Below are 23,153 nucleotides of genomic sequence, written 5' to 3' on the forward strand. Positions count from 1 at the left end.
TGATGCTTTTGTGGGAATTACAGGTGGTTAAAATCAAATAAAGAAACATGAGAAAGAATTATATAGCAAAAACCGTCTTCGCAGCACTGGTAGCTGCAATGATTGCCTCCTGCAGCAAGAACTATCTTAAACCTGATCCTTTATCCTTTTATGAGCCCGAAACGACTTTCTCTACCAAGTCGGGTCTCGATGCTGCCATAGCGATGTGTGACAAGCATCTACGGGCTTACTGGAGCTACATTACATCAAGGGATATTTCAGTGCCTATTAATAGCGAGTATATGTTGTCCGACATGGCGGTATCCGGCAAAACAGACGATGGAAGCATCTTTGCAGATGTGGCTACACGCCTTACGCCAACAGATGGCATGTACACAAACGATGTGAACATGCTCAGTTATTTCTGGGGAGAAACTTACAACGGGATCAAGTATGCCAATACCATCACTTCCTATATTGACAAAGTGCCCGGCCTGGACGAAGCTACTAAACATGAGTATATTGGCCGGGCTTATTTTCACAGGTCGTTCCGTTACCTGGCACTATGTTTCCAGTTTAGCAATGTCCCGCTGATCACGCGGATTCCATCTACCCCTAAACAGAACTATAAGAGCACCAGCCGGGAAGCTATCCTGGAGATGATCACTAAAAATATGGAAGATGCGGTACAATGGGTGCCTGATCAATCCAGCATGTCTTATATAGGCATGATTAATAAGGGCGCCTGCCGTCAGCTATTGATCAAATGCTACCTTGCCACCGGACAGTGGGATAAAGCCATTGCACAAGCCGATGCTTTAATTAATAGTTCAGGTTATTCATTAATGACGGCTCCATTTGGTACGTTTGAAAGCCCGCTGGAAGCTACCTGGCACATTACGCGGAACGTGATATGGGACCTCCATCGCCCGGTGAACAAGTGTATTCCGACCAACAAAGAAGCTATTCTGGCTATGCCCAACCGGGATGGTACGGATGCTGCCATAAAAATGCGTACCATGCGGAACTGGGGACCTATGTGGAATATTTCCACCCTGGTTTCTCCGGCAGGGAAATTTATGCAATGCTACGCTTCATCCAGCAACTCCTACCGGGCCAACCTGGATTACAACTCGGCGGTGGGCCGCGGTATCGCCATGATCAGTCCTACCTATTTTGCGCAGCATGAACTTTGGAACGTAAATGGCATTAATGATACCGCAGATTTGCGGCATAACAGCCGGGTGGGCAATTGGGCAAGAATGGACTCTCTGAAATATAATGATCCTTCAGATGCCTTATACTTTGGTAAAAACCTGAGACTCTATAATGGAACAAAACTTTTGTGTACCGATACGGTGCGTAATTGGTTCGACTGGCCACACTATAAAGTGTTTGCAAATGATATTGATCATATTGGCAATCCGGCGAGTAATAATAATAGGGGCGGGGCGGCCGACTGGTACTGTTATCGTTTGGCGGAAACCTACCTGCTTCGTGCGGAGGCGCAATTTTACAAAGGGAATATAGCCGCAGCTACAGCAGATGTAAATATTGTAAGGCAAAGAGCAAAATGCCAGCAATTATACACCGCCGTTACAATTGGCGACATCGCCAACGAACGTGCCAGGGAACTCTGGATGGAAGAATGGCGGCACATGGAGCTAAGCCGTATGTCCTACAGCCTCGCCTTAAGCGGCAAAGCCGATGAATGGGGCAATACATATAACGTGAACACCCTGTCAGACAACAGCTATTGGTATCAGCGCATACAGCATTACAACAATTACTACAACAAAAACAAAATCACCATAAAAGGAAGATCCTATACCATGGCGCCACATAATATCTATTGGCCAATTCCCCAATCAGCTATCGATGCCAACTTATATGGCAAGCTGCGTCAAAATCCCGGCTATAACGGCTATGCCCCGGATGTAGAGATGTGGACGAAATGGGAAAACGCGGTGAATGATGAGGATAAAAATTAGGAAAAAAAGTTAATACCAATTTCCCGGCAGTAAAGGCGAAGCAGTGCTTCACCTTTACTGCCGGGGCAATGAATCAAAATATTCGAGGGGCGACATTTTAAAATACTTCTGAAAGTTACGGCTGAAAAGGCTTTGCGAGCTATACCCTATCATCTTTGAAATCTCGTAAAACGAAAATTCATTTTGGGCGATTAAATTGGCGGCCTTTTTAAGTCGCGTAATATCAATTAATTCTTTCGGAGACAGGGAGGATAAGGATTTAATTTTACGATACAACGTAGTGCGGCTCATAAACATGTGTCCGGCCAGCATATCAATATCAATATTTGGGTCTTTAATATTCTCCCTGATATATTCATCCAGTTTTTTCAGAAAGGCTTCATCTGTTTTGGAATGCGCCATTACCCGCACATCCTCAAAAGGCGAACTGGCAAAATGTTCTTTTATCTTGCGGCGGTTTTTAAGCAGGTTGGCAATCTGTACCTGCAGCAGCTCCGACGAGAACGGCTTTTGGATATAAGCGTCTGCCCCTACTTCCAATCCTTCAATGTGGGCTTTGTAGGTATTTTTAGACGTTAATAAAATGATGGGGATATGGCAATATTCAACATTAGACTTAATTAGCCGGCACAGTTCAAAACCATCAATTCCCGGCATCATAATATCCGATATAATGAGGTGAATAATTTCTTTGTCCAGCACAGTTTGCGCAATTTCCCCATTGGCGGCAAGATGCAGCTGGTAGCTATCACCCAAAACTACAGATAAAAACTCCAGGATATCTTCATTATCATCAACAATAAGAATACTTTCGGTCATACTACTTTATCTTTTTCCAACTGCTCAATTGAAACTCAAATTTTTGATGTATGGGCAGTTTCAGTTCAAATATAATTAAATCAGTTTCTCCGGAAATCAATCGCAACGATCCATTGTGCAGCTCAGTGAGCGATTTGGCCAGCGATAGCCCGATGCCGGTTCCCGGCCGGTCATTTCCCCGTAGCCTTACAAAGGGTTCAAATATCTGGTCTTTAAACTCTGCTGGTATGCCTTTACCATCGTTGCTAAAGCTGATGGTAAAATATTCATCCGTATCGTTTACCGTATTTATACTAATCGTGGCCCTGGTAGCCGCATATTTAACCGCATTTGACACAATGTTGGTACATATTTTATTGAACGCTTCCCGGTCTACAAAAGCCATAAAGGGTTTTCCTGGTAGTACTATATTTAAATTGATATGGTTAGCGGCAGCCTGTTCTTTAAAGCCTGCTACCAGTTCGGTTATCAGCCTAACAATATCTGTTTTTACGAAATTTAAGCTGAACTGATCTGCTTCTGTTTTTCTAAAATCGAGCAACTGGCTGGCCAGCTCTATCAGGCGCCGGGTATTTTTTTCGGCGATTTTGAGACTTTTCTTGACATGCGGTTCTTTGTCAAACTTTTTACTCAACCACTCTATAGGACCTGCTATAAGCGTCAGCGGAGTTTGTATTTCATGGGTAATATTGGTAAAAAATTCAATCTTGGCCTGGTAAATTTCTTTTTCCTTTTCGTGTTCAAATAATTGTAGTTTCCGCAAATTTTTGCGCTGCAGGTATCGGCGATATAAACGGTCTGTGATGAATATCACGGTGCCTAAGAGCAGTAGGTATAAAATGTAGGCAACGTTGCTTTTCCAAAAAGGTGGCAGAATTTTAATGAACAGCCGCCGCTCCCGGCCTACCCAGCTTCCTGTATTACTTTCCGCCTGAACAATGAATTCATAGCTGCCGTAGCTAAGGTCGGTGAAATAGGCTTTGCGGTTGGTGTTGAGATAGGTCCAGGGCTGGTCGATGCCTTTCATGAGATATTTATACCGCGTGGCCCCGGGCGATGAAAAATTTAATGCGGCAAATTCAATACTAAAATTGTTTTGATCATATTTCAATACAATCGTGTCTGTATATAAAATAGATTTGGGAAGCGGGCTGTTATGCCCACCAGGCACTGCCTCTATATTATTAATCTGGAAACCCGTTATATAGGTCGGCGGGCTGGGCTCTCTTTGACTAAATAAAGCCGGGTCGAAGGCAATCATCCCTTTAACAGAGCCGAAGTACATTTTACCATCGGTATGCTTGTACGCCGAGTTATAGTTGAATTGATCTGTTATCAATCCGTTGGCCTGTGTATATACTTTCACCTGTTCGGTATGCAGGTCAAAACAAACAAGGCCTTTGGACGAACTCACCCACAGATGCTTTGAATTATCTTCCAGGATGCTATATAATACATTGCTGGGTAGCCCGTTTGCCGTAGTGTATCTTTTGGTGGTTTTCCGGTCGGGGTTCAGTTTTATCAACCCGGAGCCAGTGGTGGCAAACCATAAAGCATGGTCGCTGTCTTCAAAGATATTGTATACAGGGAATTCGTTGATGGTCTTTCCCCGGGTGGTATCACCAAAACGCAAATTTCCCCGCTGTCCGGTTTCAGGGTTATAATAAAATGCGCCTTCCTTTACGCTGCCGGTCCAGATATTTCCGGCTGAATCTTCGAAAATATCGTACACATAAGTATTGAATGGTATCTGGCTGATACGCCTAAATGTTTTGTGCTGTATATCATATTCAAATAGCCCGGCATTACGATAGGCAGTACCTACCAGCAGTTTATTGTTTTTTGTCCGGTAGATGGAAATTACAAAATCGCTCATCGGCCCGGTCTTGTCGCCGATGAGTTTAAACCGGTTCGTCACCAATCCTGTACGCACATCCATGATTTCCATGCCCTGCAAAAAGGGGCCGATAAATAAAGCGTTTCCCCAGGAAAACAATCCGTGTATATTCGAATAGGAGATGCTTCCTTTTTTGCCGGTAGCTGTATAGTTTGTAAATAGTCCGGTTTTTACATCCAGTTTGCTGATACCAGCATCTTCGGTGCCGATCCATAAGTGCCCGTTTTTATCGGCGCATATCTCACTTATCGCATTTCCTGAAATAGCATTAGTACCCGGCAATGGATAATACTTCTCAAATCGCGCATTGACTTTTGAATAATAATTCAGCCCGCCAAAAAAAGTACCAGCCCACATACCACCCTGGTTATCCCTGCATATGGCATAAACAGCATTGTCTGCCAGGGCATAGGGGTCGCCCGGTCGTTTTTTCAGGCTAATGCTCTTGTTGATGGCCAGGTCGTAAATGTAAATTCCCGATTCGGTGGCGATCCAGTATTGCCCATCGTTACCCACGGCAATGTCGCGAACAAATATGTCCTTATGCTTATCTCCATCCAGTGATAAGGATTTTACGAGACCGGTTGTAGTGTTGTAGCTTTTTAATCCCTGCTTAAAACAACCTATCAATAGTTCGTTGTTACCGATAGGGTATATTTTGCTGATAGACCGGGCATTTACAGGCAAACTTCTATCAACGATCCTTATTCTGTCGCCTGGCTTTGCTTTGGGGTTGTAAATATGAATATTACCGTCATTATCTCCCAACCATAAATTCTTATTGGAATCCAGCGCAATACAGGATGCCTTTATTTTCAGGTTCTCTACCCTGTTTTCTGCCTGTATGTATTTGTACAGGGAAAATTGGATGAGAAACCACAGGTTATTGTCATTATCTACTACAAGATGGTTGGTATATTCTTTCGGGACTGTTTCCAGCTCCGTGAGGACTTCTTTATAAGGGTTATATTTAAAAATGCCTTTGCCGGTGGCGATCCAGATCATCCGGTTTTTATCTTCGGCAATACAATTAATCACATCATTGCCGAGGCTGCCGAATTTATCGTTGTTGTTTTTGTAGGCTTTAAAGGTATATCCGTCAAAACGGTTCAAGCCGCCACGGGTACCTACCCATATTAAACCGGTACTATCCTGTATTACGGCGGTTACCGCATTATGCACCAAGCCGTCATCTACCTGGTAATGCTTAAAGTAATATTGGCTATAGCAGGGAGAAATAGCAACCAGTAACAGTAAATTCAACAAAAAAACAATATGACCGAAGGATCTCATCATCACTAAATCCAAATATAAATAATGATATCAAAATCCTATAGGGCCAAAGTCGAATCATACCATTGATGGCCGTACAGACCACCAATTTGGTACGATTCGTCAAAACATTGAACAAAACCTTTATGGTGCGGGATCTTCCACAGGCTCTTGATCTACCGAATAAGGATGTTTTCCCAACGAATATGAGTCCATTATTCCCGAATATCCATTTAAAGGCGGTCGCATTAAAAAATACTTATATCATTGAGGCAGATTACACCTACTTAAAATAACATTGAAATGAACAAAAAATTTACATTCAGTCAAAAGCCATTAGACTATGTGTATGCCCTCGTGTGGTTTGGACTTTTTGTAGCTTTCGCCTACTATATTTTTTCCGGTAAAATGTTTCAGCCCGACGCAAACGGGAAGATTCATATCGTAGCTATTCTGGTAGCATGGGTGGCAGAATATTTAACCCAGATAGGAACATCCATCCTGGTTTTACTGATAGGATTATATATTTCCGGTAAAATGATTGTTAAAAAAGCCGTCAACTAATCGATATATGCAGGTCAATTTTATCATACTGCTGTTTACCGGCATATACCTGGCGGGCACCCTACTCTACTACAGATATGCCGTAAAGAAAGGAATTGCATTCAGGTATAAGCCTATCACCTTAATAGTTGTATTTCTCCTATTTCTGCTCGCTCTCTATGGTATTATCACCCGGCAGCCATATAATGAAATTCTGCCCTTTATACGTTAGAAGCGGGGAGCTGTTTCTTTGAACTGTTAAAATGTAAGCAGTTTACCCTGCTCCGGGATGATCAATTTAACATGCAGCGGATTGTAAGCCTTTAGCTGCGTACGGATCACCTGCTCACGGTTGCCGCCAGGTTTGATATGCGTAATCACCACCGGGAAATTGTTTAACGCTTCCTTACCGGAAAGCGAAGCAAGGTTCTCTAATGAGGACATTAACCAACGTGGGGTAAGATGCCCGAATAATTGTTTATCCGGTTGTTCATTAGCGAAAGAGACTTCAATAAAAAGGGCCTTCAATTTTTTTGCTTTCAGCAGCGGCGCCACGTATTGCCATAGCTGATGCATTTTATCTGAATGTTCTACCGAATCGGCCCCCGTATCGCCCAGGTACAGCGCATAGGCCTCGTTATGGCGCACCAGGAAAGCAGTACTTTGATAAGGATTGCCATGACTTAATGAAAAAGCGGTTACCTGCATATCGGTATTTTGCAAAGGCATTTCTATACCCGGCGTAAGTACCGTATAATGGTATTTGCCCAGTGCTGGTTTCTCGCCTTCGTCGGCGAAGTTAGCCCAGCTTTTCCACGAGAAATATTTATCCTTGAGCACATCCAGGCAGTAGTCAAGGCCATAAATGTTTTTGCTGCTGTCATCCGGCGAGTTGATGATCATACCAGCCAGGTGATCCAGGTGGGCGTGCGATATGAGATAACCTTTTATATTTTTCTTCAACACCTCTTCGGCCGTGCCGTGCAACAGTTTGGCCTGTATGGCTTTCTCAATGCCGTAATGTAAGGTACCTGCGTCGAGGCACACATAGTCATTGCTACCGGTTGTCGCAATCATGTAGGCAGATAGGTTGCTTTCATCAATACCGCCCTTCACGCCAAGCGGGATGACTTTGAACGAAGTTTGCGAAAAAGCGGTTTTGCAAAACAGCACGCATGCGAATAGTAGAATCGTTAAAACAGGCTTCATCGGCTAAAGATCAAAATTTCCGTTGAATACTACTGATTTTTTTTATCTTTTTCCTATGAAACCTGTTCATCTTCTTTATCTGTTGGCCCTTGTCAAGTTAATTTTACCGTTCTTCCTCCAGGATCCAACGTGGGGTCCTCACCGCGACGAATTCCTTTACCTGGCAGAAGCCCGTCATATGGCCTGGGGCTATATGGAGGTCCCCCCACTGCTCTCTGTCTTTGCCTGGCTCACAAACCTCCTGGGCGGCGCAACGTGGGCCATAAAAATATGGCCTTCGCTGGGCGGCGCCCTGACATACGTCCTCGCAGGCCGGTTGGTGCTCCACCTCGGCGGGCGTTGGTTTGCTCTGGTCCTGGCCTGGATGCCCTTCGTAGCAGGCGTCTGGCTCAGGATACATTTCCTCTTCCAGCCAAACTTCCTGGATATATTATTTTGGACAGCGATGGCCTATGGGCTTACCAGGTTTCAGCAATCGGAAAAGCCCATACATCTTTACATGGCAGGTCTTAGCTTCGGCCTGGGCATGCTTAGTAAGTACACCATGGTCTTTTATGCCACGGGCCTGATGGCGGGTCTCCTCTTCACCTGGGACCGGAAGATCCTCACCAACCGCCACTTCTATTATGCGATCGGGCTCGGCTTCTTACTTTTCCTGCCCAACCTGATTTGGCAGGTTCGCAACGGCTTTCCGGTTGTCTACCATATGAAAGCGCTTCATGATGGCATGCTCCAGCACGTGAGTAACTCCGATTTTCTGAAGGATCAACTGCTATATAATGTGGCCACCTTGTTTACCTGGGTAACCGGCCTCATTTGGGCAGCGCGAACAAAACAATACCGTTTTATTGCCTGGGCATTCTTCGTCACACTCACCCTCCTGATGGTAGGCCATGGAAAAAGCTATTACTCGCAAGGGGCTTACCCGATCCTGTTTGCATTAGGCGCTCCCCAGCTGGAGGCCTGGGCAAATAAATGGTGGAAGATAGGTATGATCGCCTTTAGTCTTTTCATAGGCATCCGCCTTACCCCGCTCCTCCTGCCTTTCAAGGCGCCCACGCCACTGGCAGCATACTATGTTCGTCACCCGTTGGCGAGTAAAGTGGGATTCCTCCGTTGGGAAGACCTCCAGGACCACTCCCTGCCCCAGGATTTCGCGGATATGTTGTCCTGGGAAGAAATGACCCAAAAGGTGGCCAACGCCTATGCTTCCCTCAACAACACGGAGAAGGCCCACACGCTGTTGTTCTGCGATAACTACGGTGAAGCGGGAGCCGTGAACTATTATGGCCCGAAGTACCATTTGCCAGCCGCATACAGCGACAATGCCAGTTTTCTTTACTGGATGCCCCGCGATTTCGATCAGTTCGAAGTATTGCTGCTCGTCACGGACGATAAACAGGAAATGCAGCATGCCTTTATCAAAGAATTCAAAGCCGTGCAGCTCGTAGATAGCATCACGAATCCCTATGCGCGGGAGCATGGCTCGCTGATCATATTGATGAAGGGACCCAGCGAAGCATTCCGGAAAGCATTCAGGGATAAAATTGATAAAAGTAAACTGAAAACCACCGCAGACGGCGCTGCCCAAACGCTGAAACCCAACCCGCTGGAAGACGGTGGCGCACTGCATTAACTAGCGCAACTTCTTTACAAATCCGGCAATGGCTTCCCCTATTTCTCCAGGGCTGTCTTCCTGTAAAAAATGCTTTCCTTTTACAGTTATCTCTGCCTGGTTAGGCCAGGTGCTGCAAAACTCCCGAAGGCTGTCATTTTCCACGGCGCCGGGGTTACCGTGAATCCAGAGCTTGGGAACCGGACTCTCTTTAAGCCAGTTTCCATAATCAGTCACTACGTCAGCCACTTCTTTGGGCGATCCATCCAAAGCAATCTGACGTGGAAATGATAAGGTAGGACGGCGATCCTCTCCCTCATTAAGATAGGGCCGCCGGTATTCTGCCATCTCTGCCTCGCTGAGTTCCCGCAAAATTCCTCCCGGCAATACTTTTTCGATAAACACATTGTTCTTCAACACCAGCTCCTCACCCGCAGGAGAGCGCAATGCACGAAACAGATCACGCACCTTCGGTTCAAATTCATCCCACTTAAAAGGAATCGCCAGCGCTTCCATATGAACGATACCCTGTACGCGGGAACGATGTTGATTGGCCCAGTCAAAGCCTAATACGGAGCCCCAATCGTGCAGCACCAACGTCACATTCCTTTCCAGTTTCAACTCCTCCCACAGGGCAAAAAGAAAATTGCGTTGCACCGAATAAGCATATTGCTCCGGTCCGGAACCGGGGAGCTTTTCGGAGTCGCCCATACCAATCAAATCGCAGGCAATAAGGCGCCCAAGACCCCGGCAATAGGGCATTATGTTCCGCCAGAGATATGAGGAGGTAGGATTCCCATGTTGAAATACGATGGGGTCGCCTTCGCCTTCATCAATATAAGCCATACGGCGGCCCTTTATCTCAATAAATTTCTTTTCTGCAAAAGGTTTTTCGCTGAAAATGGTCTGTACGTTTGCTTTGTGTTCCATGTTTGTAATGATTTTATACTACAAAGCAACGTCGCTGACATACGTCAAAAAATAAGGTACCTTAAGATTTCTTACGAAACATGTTCGCTTTCATCTGGCTAAAGAATTCTGGTGTAACACCGATATAGGAGGCAATATATTTTTGTGAAATCCGGCTTTCAAGGTCAGGATAAGCCTTGGTGAATAGTTCATATCTTCCCTCTGCCGATTGTGAAAGATTGGCATTTATCCTGTTTTGATGGAAGACAAAAGCATTTTGAAATAGTATCCTGAAAAAACGTTCGAATGTGGGCGCTTGCCGGAACAAAATATCCAGGTTGTCTTTGCTGATTTGCAACAGCGTGGTAGGTTCCAGCGCTTCCAGGTTATTAATGCTCTTTTGTCCGGACAAAAAACTATACAAATCACCGCTGCACCACCAATCCTCCGGCGCAAACATCAACACATGCTCCTTCCCGCTGGCGTCGATCGTATAAGTGCGCAGGCAACCGTTGATGACAAAAAACTGCTGCCTTGCAACGTCACCTTCTTTCAACAAAATTTCTTTTCTTTTAACGGTTTTAGCAACTGCAAGAGATAGAAAAATAGCAGTTTCCTCCGGCGTCGGATCAATGTGCCGTCGTAAGTTTTTTATAATGGTATCGTTCATTGCAGGTGACAGTCGTTGTTTTCTCTAAAAATACAACAAATATCAGGTACGAGGCTGCTTCTGCCAGCAGCGTATTTGGCTTCCTTTGCATGCTTACTTTTTAATATTAATCGGGCAACACGGTCTTTTTTATTGCCTGGGCGGAAGGGAACCCCTGTAAGGAATTGTACCGTTCCAGCCGCGATGATACCGACTTCCACCCACTCAATGTCATACTGATATAGTGTACCCTGTTTACTACCACATCCTGCCATTCGCCAAAATCGGGCAGCGATTGTTGCAGGCGAACAAACTCCTTCAGCTCTTCATTGTGAATCCGGAGGTCTTCCAGGCAGGCCTCTTCGAGCGAAAGATTTTTATTATACTGGATGGCTTTCACTACGTTATAGTAAATGCTGCCGGTAGCTTCATCTTTCACAACGGACTGTACTTCGTTAAAATAAACCATCATCCGAACGGCGAGTGCTCGTAAACGTTGCAGCACCGGGTGCTCATTAACGCCGGGGGGTAATGGAATACCGGTTTCCAGGTCTGTTAGCTCCAGGAAAGGGTACAAACAAAGCGAATTTTCCCGTATGGCAATACATTCTTCTATACTGGGAAAAGTCCTTTTCTGCTTATATTCCAGTTCAAGTTCCAGTCCCCTGAAATACCTGCTGAGTCCTGTAATAAAACGCCGCAACGATTCTTCTGAAATGAATTGCAGGAGTTCTTCGCGGAGAGAAGCCAGCAATCCCCCCAGGGGAATACCTGATTGCGCGGCATTCACCTCTCCTTTTAATACTGCGATAGACTGCTGGTGGATAAAGCGGATCTGCTCAGGCGTTCCTTCTTCATATTTGTCGTCGTTAAAGAGCGTCCACAGCATAAATCGGCAGACGGGTTTCAGGCGCTCCTGGCTGCTGGTAGGAAACCATTGCGACGCAATATGGGCTGTCTTTGTTTTCTTGTATTTCTGACGGGTCTGCGGATCATCTTTATATAGCCAAAGATATTCCCCATCGATCCATTGGTTGTCGGTAATCTCCTGCAAGGCATCTGCAAAAGGATTTTTCAGCGTGGGAAATGGGTAACTGAACAGGGAAAGCATTTTTGCATTCATGGTTATTTTGATTGAGGGTAAACAAATTAATATCCAGCTAGCATGGATAGCAATTTGCGCTGAATAGGGTTCTCATACTATTATATGGGGATATGAAGATAATTTTCATTACTGCAATATAATCGCAGTAACAAAAAGTTCGGAAGGAAGCTCAGCCGCCGCTACCGCGTTTATGACCACGCCGTTTCTCCATTATAAGGAATACATCCTTCATATTTCTCCGGCACCGGAAGATAGCGCAGCACTTGAGTTGCGCCGGCTTTAGAAGTAAAGAAACCCAGTAAGGTGAGCTGCTTCATTAACGTAAAATAATGCGGCGCATCGTCGTTGTTATGCTGGCGCTTGGCTGCTTCATCGATACCGGTCAGCAGCGATTGCTTTTGTTTCGTAGGAAGTTGTACAAAAGCCTGCTTGAACTTCTCCTTCGACGCCGTATTTAGCTGCGTAATACCCTGTTTTAACAACTGCTGTTGCGTGTTATCATAACAACCGGCAGCATATAAAGCCATGAACTTACCCACTTCGGCGTCTTTCGCTCCCGGCGTGTCGGTACGGGGAATAATGGCTTCTGCCACCTCATCCAAAAAGGCGATGTCATCACTGCTGAAAAGAGGCCCCTTTTGTTCTTTACATCCGGAGAGAAATAGTTCGCCGCCAACAAATGCTGCCCCAGTCAGCACGGCGATTGTTTTGATTAATTCGCGACGGTCCATTTAAAACGCTCCTTTTTTTAGCTGATCCACTGCATAGGTAGCAGCTCTCGCGGTTAATGACATATAAAGAATAGAGGGGCTTTGATTGCCTGTACTAGCCATACAGGCGCCATCTGTTACGAAAACATTTTTGCAATGATGCAACTGGTTCCATTCATTCAGTAAGGAAGTAGCAGGGTCTTTACCCATGCGTACCCCGCCCATTTCATGGATATCCAGTCCTGGCGGCTGATGGTTGTCGTACACCGCAATATTCTTGGCCCCCGCAGCGGTGAGCATGGCTTTTCCCTGTTCGATAAAATCCTTTACCATCCGGTCGTCATTGTCGTCATAATCTACGGAGGTGATCAGCAAGGGAATGCCCCATTCATCTTTTTTATCTTTGCTCAGCCTTACATGATTGCTTTCCTTGGGAATCGTTTCGCCTTGCATATACATGTACGCGCCCCATTTCCCTGGTTTGCTGATCGCTTCTTTAAACTTCGCCCCTACCGCAGCCGGCAGGTTTTTATCGCTTAACTTTTCACGATAAGCAGCACTGAAGATGACATAGCCGCCTACGAAGTCGGTGTCTTTCTCATACACATTGCGGAAGTTGGGAATAATACATTCCGACGGTTTAGATACTTTATAGTATTTATCTTCAAAGCCGTCGAACTCCCCGCTCATCCCGGCCCGGTAGTTATGGAAGCAGATGTATTTCCCTAACAATCCGTTGTCGTTCCCCAGGCCATTCGGAAACCGTTTGGAGGTAGAGTTCAGCAAAACAAGGTTGGTATTTAAAGCAGAGGCATTGAGGAAAATAATTTTCGCATGGAAAACCATCGCTTCTTTTGTTTTAGCATCGATCACTTTTACTCCTGTTGCCTTGCCGGACTGCTCATCATAGATAATAGAATGCACTACAGAGAAGGGCCTTATGGTGAGGTTGCCTGTTTTTTCCGCCCAGGGAAGTGTAGACGCGTTGGAGCTAAAGTAGCCGCCAAAGGGGCATCCACGCATACAGAGATTGCGGCTCAGGCACTGGCGATGCTGTTCTTTTTGAACCTCCTGCGGCTGCGTTACCTGGGCCCATCTGCCGGATACATAGTGACGATTGAACTTTTCTCTTACCACATCGCTTAAATGCTGTTCTACACAATTCAATTCAAATGCTGGCTGGAATTCTCCATCCGGCATCGTAGCAATGCCTTCCTTGTTTCCACAAACACCAATGAATTTTTCGACGTGGCTATACCAGGGCGCAATGTCGTCATAGCCGATGGGCCATTCAATTCCATACCCATAGCGGTGCGGGGCAGTAAAATCCATTTCGCTCCAGCGGGCACAGGCCCGTCCCCATATGAGCGATTTTCCACCCACCTGGTACCCACGTATCCATTCGAAAGGTTTTTCCTGGATATAAGGATGGTCGGCGTCTTTTACAAAAAAATGTGCGGTGCTGTCGTCATATCCTGCCGCCCTGCTGATATAAGGATTGGCTTTCAATACTTCTTTGGATACTGCGCCACGGTACTTAAACTCCCAGGACGGGGTATTGGCCGTAGGATAGTCCTTTACATGTTCAACATTTCTCCCCCGTTCCAACACCAATGTTTTCATTCCTTTTTCACACAATTCTTTTGCAGCCCAGCCACCGCTGATACCACTGCCAATCACAATGGCATCAAACTGCTTAACAGCATCTGAATTATCGGCCATACATAAAAATTTTATTGGTTATTCATTGAGTATGGGCGCCCGTCGGCAGCTGACAAATACAATGCAGCCGCGCCTAAAATATTACCATTGATTAAGGAAGATGTTTCAATCTTCAGCGCCGCCAGGGAACGACTGAATTCAAAATCCCCCAGTGTTGCCCACATACTTTTTGCGTAAAGCGGGAAAGCTGCTTTCACAGCACCACCGATGATAATACATTCCGTGTCCAGCACATACATGATCAACTTAATAGCCTCTCCCAAATGCCGGCCAAAATCGCCGTACATTTTTATTGCTTCGGGATCACCTTCCAGTGCCCGCCTGTACGCCTCTTCCCCAGCTATTTGATATACATTTGAAAAAAAACGTCCACTGACATAATACTCGATATTTTTCCCCCCGTAGGGTATCATACCAAATTCACCTGCTCCTCCATGCTTGCCGGTAAATAATTTCCCATCGACAATAATTCCCGCTCCCAGTCCGGTTCCTATCGTTAATCCCACCAGGGAAGTGCAGGAACGCCCGGCGCCGAAATGAAATTCTCCCAATGCAAAACAGTTGGCATCATTTTCAATTTTCACGGCTACCTGGTAGCGCTGCTCCAACACAGTCCGGAGATCTGTTTCATTCAACGATGGAATGTTCACGATATCATAGGGTATCCTGCTGCCGGGATCTACCAGTCCTGGAACACCTATCCCGATGGCTTTTACCCCCGGGCTGATGACTTTGTCGATGACGCCAAAAATCTGCTCCAGGATTTGCGCCCTGCTTCCCTGTGCATAAAGGGGTTGCGCCACAACAGACTCGCAAATGCCTTCATTGACAATGCCGGCACGTAAATTAGTTCCTCCCAGGTCAACGCCTATTATCTGCGTTTTCTCCATATCATTGCTTATTTGATAAAGAGGCTGCCGCAGCTGCATCCAAGAAAACAGTTACCGATGGATGCTGTAACAGCAAACTGGCCGGCAACTCATTCGTTACAGACTCCTCCAGCATTTTACGGACAATCTCCGCTTTGTGCTGGCCGCTCACCATTAAAATGATATGCCTGCTTTCTGAGAGCGTCCCCATTCCTAAGGTGATTCCTTTGTCCAATACCTGTGGCTGGCTAAAATACTTCTGACCTACCTGCTTCGTTACGGGATGCAATGTTATTACCTGTGTTCTCCCATCTATGGCGCATCCGGGTTCATTCATGGCAATGTGTCCATTCATGCCTACGCCCAGGACAGCCACATCTATTCCATTCCTTTCACGAATAAACTGCTCCGCTGCCGAACATTCTCCCCGAAGATCCGCGGAGCGGCCGTCAAAGAAGTAAATGTTATTTTCGGAAACATCGAGTGGCCGGAACAATTCTTTGTCAATGGAATAGCGGCAACTGCCCTCGTCTGTTCCATTAAGTCCTACCCACTCATCCAACCCTACAAAGCTCCAGTCTGTCGCCTCATATTGCTGCTGCTCACGTTTTTCCGCCAGCGCCTTATATAAGCCCGCCGGCGTATCGCCGGATGCCGGGCATAGCAGCGGCTTTTCATGCGCCGACATCAGCTGTATCACCTGCTCCGCTACGTGTGCCGAAAGCTCGGCATATGTTTGATAGATTGCTATTTTCACCCGCCTGGTTATTTAGTGGTGGATGTTGGGTGCAACCATAGGTCAATAGGCTTTGCTACCTGCTGGTTAAAGGGAAGCGTTATCCGTTTGCCCTGCCCTGCCGATGCATAGGCAGCATAGATAATTTCCAGCACCGCTCTTCCATCTTTTCCTGTTACCAGCGGTTCGCGGTCATGCTGCACACATTCAATAAAATGTTTCAATTCCTGCGGATATCCCTGGTTAAAGGCTTCTTCGAAGATGCAAAAGCTCCATCCAATAGTAGTATCTGTCTTTTCCATAGCATACCCATAGCCATTTTTACTGTAGGCCAGCACAGAGTTCCCGGTAAAGAGATCGGCATAAGCCACACCGTCCAGGCCATGAATTTCACTGCGGTCATCCATACCGCCCTGTTTGGCCCAGGAGTTTTCTACAACGCCAGTCACCCCATTTTCAAATTCTATGATCACCACGGAATTATCTTCTCCCCTGGTCCTGTTCTTGTGGAATACTGTCTTCATAGATGCGGTAACACTTACTGCTTTGCTGTTCTTCAACATCCACCGGAACCAGGCGATGCCATGGCAGCCCATATCCATCAATACACCGCCGCCGGATTGGCTCACATCGTAAAACCAATCGGAATGCGGGCCAGAGTGTTTCTCTGACTGCTTTAACATATAAATCTCGCCCACCGCGCCTTCTTCTACCAGTTTCCGGGCGCGTTCATATTTAGGCGCAAAGCAAAGTTCTTCTGCATACATCAGCTTTACATTGGCCGCTTCGCAGGCTGCAATCATTTCATCTGCTTCTTCCAGCGTAACCGCCAGGGGCTTTTCAATAATAATGTGCTTCCCTGCGGCAGCGGCTTTCAGCGTCGCTTCCTTATGCAGGAAATTAGGGAGACAAATATCTACGACGTCCACTTCAACCTGTTGCAACAACTCATCGATGGAAGAAAAATGCTGTGCAATATGATGCCTGTCTGCAAAGGCTTTTGCTTTTTCAGCATTTCTCGTATACACGGCTACTACTTCCGCTTCCGGAACAAACCGGGTATAACTTTCCATATGGATATCTGCAATAAATCCGGCTCCTAACAGGGCGACCTTCACTCGTTTCATAGTTTAATGTTAAAGTGGTTCACTAAAAATATTATTGATGGTAGCTGTTTGCAACCTGATGTCATCAGACGCACTTCCAATCATGATCTGGCATGCTACAGGCAGTACAACTTTCTCTAATTTTTCATTGTAAGAACAGCGTTCATCTTTTGTAAATACTATGGTAACTGCTTTAGTTTCGCCCGGTTGAGGAAAACTTTCTTAAACCCTTTTAATTCATTTACGGGACGCAGTGGCCTGGATACAATATTATGAATATACAACAGGGAAGTTTCTTATCCTGTATAACCACCCGCATTTTTTTCCTGGAAGGACACTTTTATGCTTTCTTTTCCGGCTACTTTCCATTTCAGATCGCTTCGTACATTCTTACATAATCCACCTGCATAGCTGCAGGGAATACCGCTTCATCCACACCTTCCTTTCCGCCCCAGTTGCCACCTACAGCCACATTCAACAGCAAATAGAACTTCTTGTCAAACGGCCATCCTTTATGACCTTTGTGTTCATTGGCCACCTGGTAATACACTTTCCCATCCAGCAGGAAGGTGATATCATCAGGGGTCCATTCTATTGCATACACATGAAACTTGTCGTAGGGTTGTTTTATATAAACACCTTTTGTTTTCTGTGTTCCGATAACGTGGTTATAGGTTTTGCTGTGCAAACTTCCAAAGATACTGTCTTTCATATAGCCCACATGCTCCATTACGTCAATCTCTCCGCTTTCCGGCCAGCCACCGTATTCGTCGCCCGTTGACAACATCCAGATAGCGGGCCAAAGACCTCTTCCTTTGGGAAGCTTCGCACTTACCTCCAGTTTTCCATATTTCCAGTCGCCTTTGTTTTTGGTAATCATTCTGGCTGAAGTATATTGGTGATCTCCGCTCCCGCCATTCCTGGCGGTAATAGACAATTTACCTTTTTCCACTTTCGCATTATTAGTATCTGCGGCCGTGTAAAACTGCAGCTCATTATTTCCCCAGCCGGATCTCCCGGTTTGATACCCCCATTTGGTGCTATCCGGCAATCCCTTGTAGTTAAACTCATCACTCCAGGTCAATTTCCATTTCGTATGACGTTTAATGGATTGGGCCTGGGATGTTGCGATAAAGCAACATCCCACCCAGGCTAAAACGAGACAATAGATACTTCTTTTCATTAGATTTAGCGCTTTCTTTATTATCATTAAAATTACTTCAACAGGGAATTGATATCTTCCTGTGCCTGTGGAATCGGAATGTATTCACTTTTTCCTTTTATAAATCCCGGGAGTACGGTAGCCGCCTGGTCGGTTCTCAACAGGTCGTTAAACCGCTCGCCCCACCATTCACAGATCAGCTCCGCATGGCGCTCGTCCAACAGCTGTTGCAGGGTTACACCATTAATAGAGGCCAGCTTTACACGGTTTCTGACCAGGTTTACCTGGGCATCGCCGCTTTGTCCTTTACGGATTTTAGCTTCTGCATTCATTAACAGCGCTTCTGCATAACGCATGATCCGAACGTTGTTATTGGCGCCATAATAATCAACCCTGCCCGGTGTCATTTGTGAGCGTGGCGTATATGATTTGCCATTAAAATATTTCTTCCTGGATCCATTCCCGGAGATCGTATCGCCATCCGGCGTAACTGAATAGGTGCCCGGAGCGCCATTAACACCACAATACTGGATCGCCATTTTTAAACGCACGCTATCATTACGTGATTTCAGGAAATCAACCGCTTTTTGTGTGGGCACCATCCAACCTGGACCGGTAATTACTGAACTGTAGGTATTTTCAGGACCCTGGAAAAAAAAGAAGTTGCCCCATTCTTCGCCGGGACCGCCGGAAATCACGATATCGCCGGTAGATTTTCCAAAATCAGAATATTGTAGTTCTAAAATGCTTTCATCACACAACTTACCTGGCATTTTAAACAGCTGGTAGTAATTACTGAACAGGGAGAATTTACCGCTGTTCACGATCTGGTTGGTACAATCCAGTACCACATCCCAATAGGTACTACCATTGTTGTTACCTGCCAGGTCCATAGCTGCTTTGGCTTTCAGCATCAGTGCAGTATATTTGGTCACCCCGCCAACGTGCGCAGCAGCATTGGGCCGGGCATCTTCCAGGTTGGGAATACAGAAATCCATTTCTGCCATCACATACTTATTCACGTCTTCTAAGCTGCTCTTCCCAACGGATCCCAGCTTAGCCGGATCGATGGTTTCCACCCCCAGGATGGGTACCGCGCCAAAGCTTCTGCCTAGCCAGAACTGGGCAAGCGCTCTATAGAAGCGTACCTCTGCCTGGTATCTTGCCAACAGTTTGGTTTTGTCTGCATCAGAAGCCGGGATATGCTTTCCAAATTGGTCCAGTTCGTATAAGGCGTTATTTGCAGCAATTACCACGGCATACATGCTGATCCACATGTCGTTGATACCCCAGTAGCTTTTTACGGTGACATCTGTTTGAAAATTATGGATGCCTATTTGTCCGGCGTCATCATTTCCCGGCTCGATATCATCGCTACGGGAAGACCGAATGGCCATGCTGATCCATTTTCCAAAAGTACCGCTGGCTGCGGTTCTATATACACCAGACACTGGCTGGTACATTAATGACAAATCAGTATAGTCGATATTGGTTGCCTGCGCCTTATTTTCCAATGGGCGATCCAGGAACTTGGAGCAACCGGAAGATAAAAGCAGTACGATGAGCAAGATTGATATGTAGTTTCTCATGTTTTCTTTTTTAAATTTTCTATAACGGGTATCAAGGAAACTTTTCGTGTATCCTTATAAGTGAGCTTTCCTTAGAAAGCCGCTCTAACACCTAAACTGTAGGAAGAAGAAACCGGGTATACATTGGCATCATAGCCAGACACCGGGTAACCGCCAGCCGTATTGGTACCCACTTCAGGCGTAAAGCCGTTGTAACGGGTAAAGATGAATGGTCTGTCGGCGGTAGCAAATACCCTCATAGCCACAGGCGATTGTTTACCCACATTAAAGTTATATCCCAGCTGAATGTTCTGTACACGCAGGTAAGCACCACTTTCCACAAAGAAGGAGTTGCTCACTTTAAACCAACCTTGTCCCAGGGCATAAGCAGAAGGATAGGCATTGGTTGATCCCGGGCCAGTCCACAGGTTTGAGGCAAATTTTTCATCCAGGTTCAGGGAAGTGGAAGCTTTGTAAAGCCGTCCCCTATTGAGGTTGAAGATTTTATTGCCAGATACGCCCTGGAATGCCACGCTGAAGTCGAACTTCTTATACGTAAGTGCTATATTGAAACCATAGGTAACCTTTGGTAAATAGCTGCCCATGTTGATACGGTCGTTATTATCCAATACCCCGTCGCCGTTCTGATCTTTATACTTGGGGAAACCAGGAACAATTTTCGTGGCAGCTGTCTGGTTGTAGTTCTTCGCAATCGGGTCATTGTTGATTTCGTCCTGCGTTTGATATACGCCGGTAAATTCATAACCATAGAAATAGTTGATCGGTTGTCCTACAACGATACGGTTGGGGAATTCTGCAGTCCATTCAGGGAAGCCGCTGGTAGAACTGGGAAGCGTTCCCAAATCGGTCACCTTGTTTTTCAGGGTCGACATATTCGCGCCGATCTGGTATCCCAGCTCACCGATTTTATCATTCCAGCTCAATGCCACATCCCAACCACTGTTCACCATACTTGCCCAGTTGCCATAAACATTTCTGTAGGTGGCAAAGATTGGTTTGTTGAAGGCTGCCTGGCTAGTTTTCCGGTTGAAATAGTCAACAGAGCCCTTTAATCTTCCCCTCAGCAACTCAAAGTCAACACCACCATCCCATTCAGTGACAACCTCCCAAGTGATAGAAGTAAAGTACCTGTCTACCGTATATCCAGGTACATATACGCCATTAGCACCCGCGGTGCTACCAAAAACCGCGGAGTTACTGTTACCCGTTTTGACGATAGCGTAAGCGGCATTGGGATTTACCCCGTCATTTCCAAGTTGTCCCCAGCTACCTCTCAGTTTTAAGAAATCGAAGATTTTCTGGTTTTTCATAAATGCCTCCCTGCTCAATACCCATCCAAGGCCCACTGATGGGAAATATCCCCATTTGGTCTGGTATTTAGAACTTCCATCTGCGCGGAAGGTGGCCGTCAGCAAGTATTTATTGTCGTAATCATAGGTGCCACGTGTAAAATAGGAAAGGCCGGCATTACGGGTACCATCTTCTCCATAATAAGCTGCGCTCGGCGTGCCCTGGCTCGCGTACCACGCTTCTTCCACATTCGGTACATCGTCGGCTTCGGTCCGTGTCTGACGCCACCGCTCTTCCCTGGTAGATTGTCCCAGTAACAGGCTCCAGTGATGTAGCCCTTTGCTGTCCCGATAGGTAAGCAGGTTATCCAATATATAATTGGTGGTTCTTTCCTGGATCGATCTCAGATGAGATTTAACAGCGCCATCAGCACCGGGGCCCAGGTTCCTGGCAGGCAGGTAGTTTGTTCCCAGCAGCGAACCATAGATCTCGCTCAACTGGGACCTGAAAGTGAGTTTATTCTGCCAGAAACTGGCTTCGCCATATATAGTCGGTAATATCTGGAAAGCCTTTGACCGGTCATAATTATAATAGGCGGAGGCCATCGGGTTTTTATCATCCGATCTTCCAATCACAGAAGAGGCAGTGAACTTCACCGGGAAGGCATTCACGTTGGCGTTGTCATAAACCGGGTACAAAGGAGAAGCCGTATAAGCATCCAGGAAAGCGCCATAATTGGGATTAAACGTAGTAGAATTATTAAAGATAGCGGAGAAGCCTACTTTCAGCCAGCTAAACGCCTTCGCTTCCAGTTGTAACCGTCCATTATATCTTTTAAAATCATTCTGCGCGTTTAAAATACCATTCTGGTAGGTGTAGTTCAGGCCCATGGAATAAGTTACCTTATCGCTTCCTCCCTGGACATCGATGCCATGATTCGTGATCAGGGCGCTTTTTCTCAATATCACATCATACCAATCGGTGCTGGTAGTAGGATTAAGCCCCGTGCCACCGAATCTTTCCGACGACAACAACACAGTGCCACTATCGGCCGCAGAACCCCGTTGCAGGGAAAACGAAGTATATTGCTGTCCATTGGCCATTTTGAGCACGTGTGTGGGCTTCTGCACGCCTACATAACCATTGTAGGTGACGCGGGTTTTCATATTGGCTTTCCCCTTTTTGGTGGTGATCAGCACTACCCCATTGGCTGCACGTACCCCATAAATGGCGGCGCCGGATGCATCCTTCAGGATAGACATATCGGCGATGTCGTTGGGATTCAGAAAACTGATGTCCGACACAAACATACCATCCACCACATATAATGGATTTTCATTATTAAACGATCCTACTCCCCTGATGCGGACATTCGGAGAGCTGCCCGGAGCGCCGCTGGCTACTACCTGTACACCGGGCACACTCCCCTGGAGCGCCTCCATAGGAGTGGCAGTAGTCCGTTTAAGCATGTTTTCTGTATTAACAGTAGTAATCGGTGCGGTGAGGTCGGCCTTCTTCTGAGTACCATAACCTACCACTATAACTTCGTCGAGACTGGTCCTGGAAGGCTCCAGCTGAATGTTCAACACCGTACCGGTGATAGCCACCACCCGGTTGGCAAAACCTATTGCTGACACTACGAGAGAATCTGAACCGGAAGGTATAGAAAGCGTAAATGCCCCGGTTACATCGGTGGCTGTCCCTATAACTGTACCTTTTACGCCTACCGAAGCTCCGATGACAGGTGCGTTCTGATCATCTTTCACCATACCCTTCACAATTTTGTTTTGGGCATAGCTGGTAAGATGAACAAAAAGGGAAAGTACAAAGGGGACAAAAATTCTGGAGAACTTTTTTTTCATACGTGAGATTTAAGTTTTTTGGTCGTTCCTGATTAGCGAATCGTAGAGCAGCAAATGTAACCTCACTGATAAGAAAATGTTAAAAAACCACCACTTCATTACTACGTCTTATCGCGTAA

Annotated in this window: 19 protein-coding genes; 4 read left to right on the forward strand and 15 right to left on the reverse strand. The window is 46.1% G+C overall.

Annotated elements, in window-relative coordinates; genetic code table 11:
- Positions 1-47 precede the first annotated feature (47 nt).
- Positions 48-1,970, forward strand: coding sequence for a RagB/SusD family nutrient uptake outer membrane protein (locus HGH90_RS02090; protein ID WP_168763354.1), 1,923 nt, complete (start codon positions 48-50; stop codon positions 1,968-1,970).
- Positions 1,971-2,024: 54 nt separating this feature from the next.
- Here the strand turns inward: HGH90_RS02090 and HGH90_RS02095 are convergent, their stop codons facing one another.
- Positions 2,025-2,789 carry a response regulator gene (locus HGH90_RS02095; protein WP_168763355.1) on the reverse strand — a complete coding sequence of 255 codons (765 nt, stop codon included), beginning with the start codon at positions 2,787-2,789 and terminating at the stop codon, positions 2,025-2,027.
- Between the two features lies 1 nt (position 2,790).
- Positions 2,791-5,982, reverse strand: coding sequence for a two-component regulator propeller domain-containing protein (locus tag HGH90_RS02100; RefSeq protein WP_248276956.1), 3,192 nt, complete (start codon positions 5,980-5,982; stop codon positions 2,791-2,793).
- Positions 5,983-6,261: 279 nt separating this feature from the next.
- Between HGH90_RS02100 and HGH90_RS02105 the strand changes: the two genes are divergently transcribed.
- Both HGH90_RS02105 and HGH90_RS02110 read left to right on the forward strand, forming a co-directional pair.
- Positions 6,262-6,522 (forward strand): hypothetical protein, encoded by a 261-nt coding sequence (locus HGH90_RS02105; protein WP_168763356.1) that lies wholly within the window; start codon positions 6,262-6,264, stop codon positions 6,520-6,522.
- Between the two features lie 7 nt (positions 6,523-6,529).
- On the forward strand, positions 6,530-6,733 hold the full coding sequence (locus HGH90_RS02110) for a hypothetical protein (RefSeq protein ID WP_168763357.1): 204 nt from the start codon (positions 6,530-6,532) through the stop codon (positions 6,731-6,733).
- 26 nt (positions 6,734-6,759) lie between these two features.
- Here HGH90_RS02110 and HGH90_RS02115 read toward each other — a convergent pair whose 3' ends face one another.
- Positions 6,760-7,578 carry a 3',5'-cyclic-nucleotide phosphodiesterase gene (locus HGH90_RS02115; RefSeq protein ID WP_248276957.1) on the reverse strand — a complete coding sequence of 273 codons (819 nt, stop codon included), beginning with the start codon at positions 7,576-7,578 and terminating at the stop codon, positions 6,760-6,762.
- 187 nt (positions 7,579-7,765) lie between these two features.
- Here HGH90_RS02115 and HGH90_RS02120 point away from each other — a divergent pair, with 187 nt between their 5' ends.
- Positions 7,766-9,346 carry a glycosyltransferase family 39 protein gene (locus HGH90_RS02120; protein ID WP_169190273.1) on the forward strand — a complete coding sequence of 527 codons (1,581 nt, stop codon included), beginning with the start codon at positions 7,766-7,768 and terminating at the stop codon, positions 9,344-9,346.
- Here the strand turns inward: HGH90_RS02120 and HGH90_RS02125 are convergent, their stop codons facing one another.
- The 12 genes from HGH90_RS02125 to HGH90_RS02175 all read right to left on the reverse strand — a co-directional run bounded on the left by HGH90_RS02125 (position 9,347) and on the right by HGH90_RS02175 (position 23,034).
- Positions 9,347-10,255, reverse strand: coding sequence for a haloalkane dehalogenase (locus tag HGH90_RS02125; protein WP_169190274.1), 909 nt, complete (start codon positions 10,253-10,255; stop codon positions 9,347-9,349). It lies immediately after the preceding gene.
- A 61-nt stretch (positions 10,256-10,316) separates the two neighbouring features.
- Positions 10,317-10,904: a Crp/Fnr family transcriptional regulator gene (locus tag HGH90_RS02130; protein ID WP_169190275.1), complete on the reverse strand. Its 588-nt coding sequence runs from the start codon at positions 10,902-10,904 to the stop codon at positions 10,317-10,319.
- A 106-nt stretch (positions 10,905-11,010) separates the two neighbouring features.
- Positions 11,011-12,006 (reverse strand): terpene synthase family protein, encoded by a 996-nt coding sequence (locus tag HGH90_RS02135; RefSeq protein ID WP_169190276.1) that lies wholly within the window; start codon positions 12,004-12,006, stop codon positions 11,011-11,013.
- A gap of 170 nt (positions 12,007-12,176) precedes the next feature.
- Positions 12,177-12,719, reverse strand: coding sequence for a gluconate 2-dehydrogenase subunit 3 family protein (locus HGH90_RS02140; protein ID WP_169190277.1), 543 nt, complete (start codon positions 12,717-12,719; stop codon positions 12,177-12,179).
- Complete coding sequence (locus HGH90_RS02145; RefSeq protein ID WP_169190278.1) at positions 12,720-14,420, reverse strand: GMC oxidoreductase; 1,701 nt, start codon at positions 14,418-14,420, stop codon at positions 12,720-12,722.
- An 11-nt stretch (positions 14,421-14,431) separates the two neighbouring features.
- On the reverse strand, positions 14,432-15,310 hold the full coding sequence (locus HGH90_RS02150; RefSeq protein ID WP_169190279.1) for an ROK family protein: 879 nt from the start codon (positions 15,308-15,310) through the stop codon (positions 14,432-14,434).
- 1 nt (position 15,311) lies between these two features.
- Positions 15,312-16,046, reverse strand: a complete 735-nt coding sequence (locus tag HGH90_RS02155) for a 6-phosphogluconolactonase (RefSeq protein WP_169190280.1) — start codon at positions 16,044-16,046, stop codon at positions 15,312-15,314.
- An 8-nt stretch (positions 16,047-16,054) separates the two neighbouring features.
- Positions 16,055-17,152: a Gfo/Idh/MocA family protein gene (locus HGH90_RS02160; protein ID WP_169190281.1), complete on the reverse strand. Its 1,098-nt coding sequence runs from the start codon at positions 17,150-17,152 to the stop codon at positions 16,055-16,057.
- Between the two features lie 158 nt (positions 17,153-17,310).
- Entirely contained in the window at positions 17,311-17,415 is a 105-nt protein-coding gene (locus HGH90_RS32215) for a hypothetical protein (protein ID WP_410493668.1), read from the reverse strand.
- A gap of 86 nt (positions 17,416-17,501) precedes the next feature.
- Positions 17,502-18,314, reverse strand: coding sequence for a family 16 glycosylhydrolase (locus HGH90_RS02165; RefSeq protein ID WP_169190282.1), 813 nt, complete (start codon positions 18,312-18,314; stop codon positions 17,502-17,504).
- A gap of 32 nt (positions 18,315-18,346) precedes the next feature.
- Positions 18,347-19,882 carry a RagB/SusD family nutrient uptake outer membrane protein gene (locus tag HGH90_RS02170; protein WP_168763369.1) on the reverse strand — a complete coding sequence of 512 codons (1,536 nt, stop codon included), beginning with the start codon at positions 19,880-19,882 and terminating at the stop codon, positions 18,347-18,349.
- A 71-nt stretch (positions 19,883-19,953) separates the two neighbouring features.
- The gene (locus HGH90_RS02175; RefSeq protein WP_168763370.1) at positions 19,954-23,034 is read right to left on the reverse strand and encodes a SusC/RagA family TonB-linked outer membrane protein; all 3,081 of its coding nucleotides are present in this window, start codon (positions 23,032-23,034) and stop codon (positions 19,954-19,956) included.
- Positions 23,035-23,153: the final 119 nt, after the last annotated feature.

It is taken from the genome of Chitinophaga sp. Ak27 (assembly GCF_012726295.1).
In the GTDB taxonomy this organism is placed as follows: domain Bacteria; phylum Bacteroidota; class Bacteroidia; order Chitinophagales; family Chitinophagaceae; genus Chitinophaga.

Coding starts and splice junctions, on each gene's coding strand:
- HGH90_RS02090 (WP_168763354.1), top strand. CDS start 48: ATGAGAAAGAATTATATAGCAAAAACCGTCTTCGCAGCACTGGTAGCT.
- HGH90_RS02095 (WP_168763355.1), bottom strand. CDS start 2,789: ATGACCGAAAGTATTCTTATTGTTGATGATAATGAAGATATCCTGGAG.
- HGH90_RS02100 (WP_248276956.1), bottom strand. CDS start 5,982: ATGATGAGATCCTTCGGTCATATTGTTTTTTTGTTGAATTTACTGTTA.
- HGH90_RS02105 (WP_168763356.1), top strand. CDS start 6,262: ATGAACAAAAAATTTACATTCAGTCAAAAGCCATTAGACTATGTGTAT.
- HGH90_RS02110 (WP_168763357.1), top strand. CDS start 6,530: ATGCAGGTCAATTTTATCATACTGCTGTTTACCGGCATATACCTGGCG.
- HGH90_RS02115 (WP_248276957.1), bottom strand. CDS start 7,578: ATGATTGCGACAACCGGTAGCAATGACTATGTGTGCCTCGACGCAGGT.
- HGH90_RS02120 (WP_169190273.1), top strand. CDS start 7,766: ATGAAACCTGTTCATCTTCTTTATCTGTTGGCCCTTGTCAAGTTAATT.
- HGH90_RS02125 (WP_169190274.1), bottom strand. CDS start 10,255: ATGGAACACAAAGCAAACGTACAGACCATTTTCAGCGAAAAACCTTTT.
- HGH90_RS02130 (WP_169190275.1), bottom strand. CDS start 10,904: ATGAACGATACCATTATAAAAAACTTACGACGGCACATTGATCCGACG.
- HGH90_RS02135 (WP_169190276.1), bottom strand. CDS start 12,006: ATGAATGCAAAAATGCTTTCCCTGTTCAGTTACCCATTTCCCACGCTG.
- HGH90_RS02140 (WP_169190277.1), bottom strand. CDS start 12,719: ATGGACCGTCGCGAATTAATCAAAACAATCGCCGTGCTGACTGGGGCA.
- HGH90_RS02145 (WP_169190278.1), bottom strand. CDS start 14,420: ATGGCCGATAATTCAGATGCTGTTAAGCAGTTTGATGCCATTGTGATT.
- HGH90_RS02150 (WP_169190279.1), bottom strand. CDS start 15,310: ATGGAGAAAACGCAGATAATAGGCGTTGACCTGGGAGGAACTAATTTA.
- HGH90_RS02160 (WP_169190281.1), bottom strand. CDS start 17,152: ATGAAACGAGTGAAGGTCGCCCTGTTAGGAGCCGGATTTATTGCAGAT.
- HGH90_RS02165 (WP_169190282.1), bottom strand. CDS start 18,314: ATGAAAAGAAGTATCTATTGTCTCGTTTTAGCCTGGGTGGGATGTTGC.
- HGH90_RS02170 (WP_168763369.1), bottom strand. CDS start 19,882: ATGAGAAACTACATATCAATCTTGCTCATCGTACTGCTTTTATCTTCC.
- HGH90_RS02175 (WP_168763370.1), bottom strand. CDS start 23,034: ATGAAAAAAAAGTTCTCCAGAATTTTTGTCCCCTTTGTACTTTCCCTT.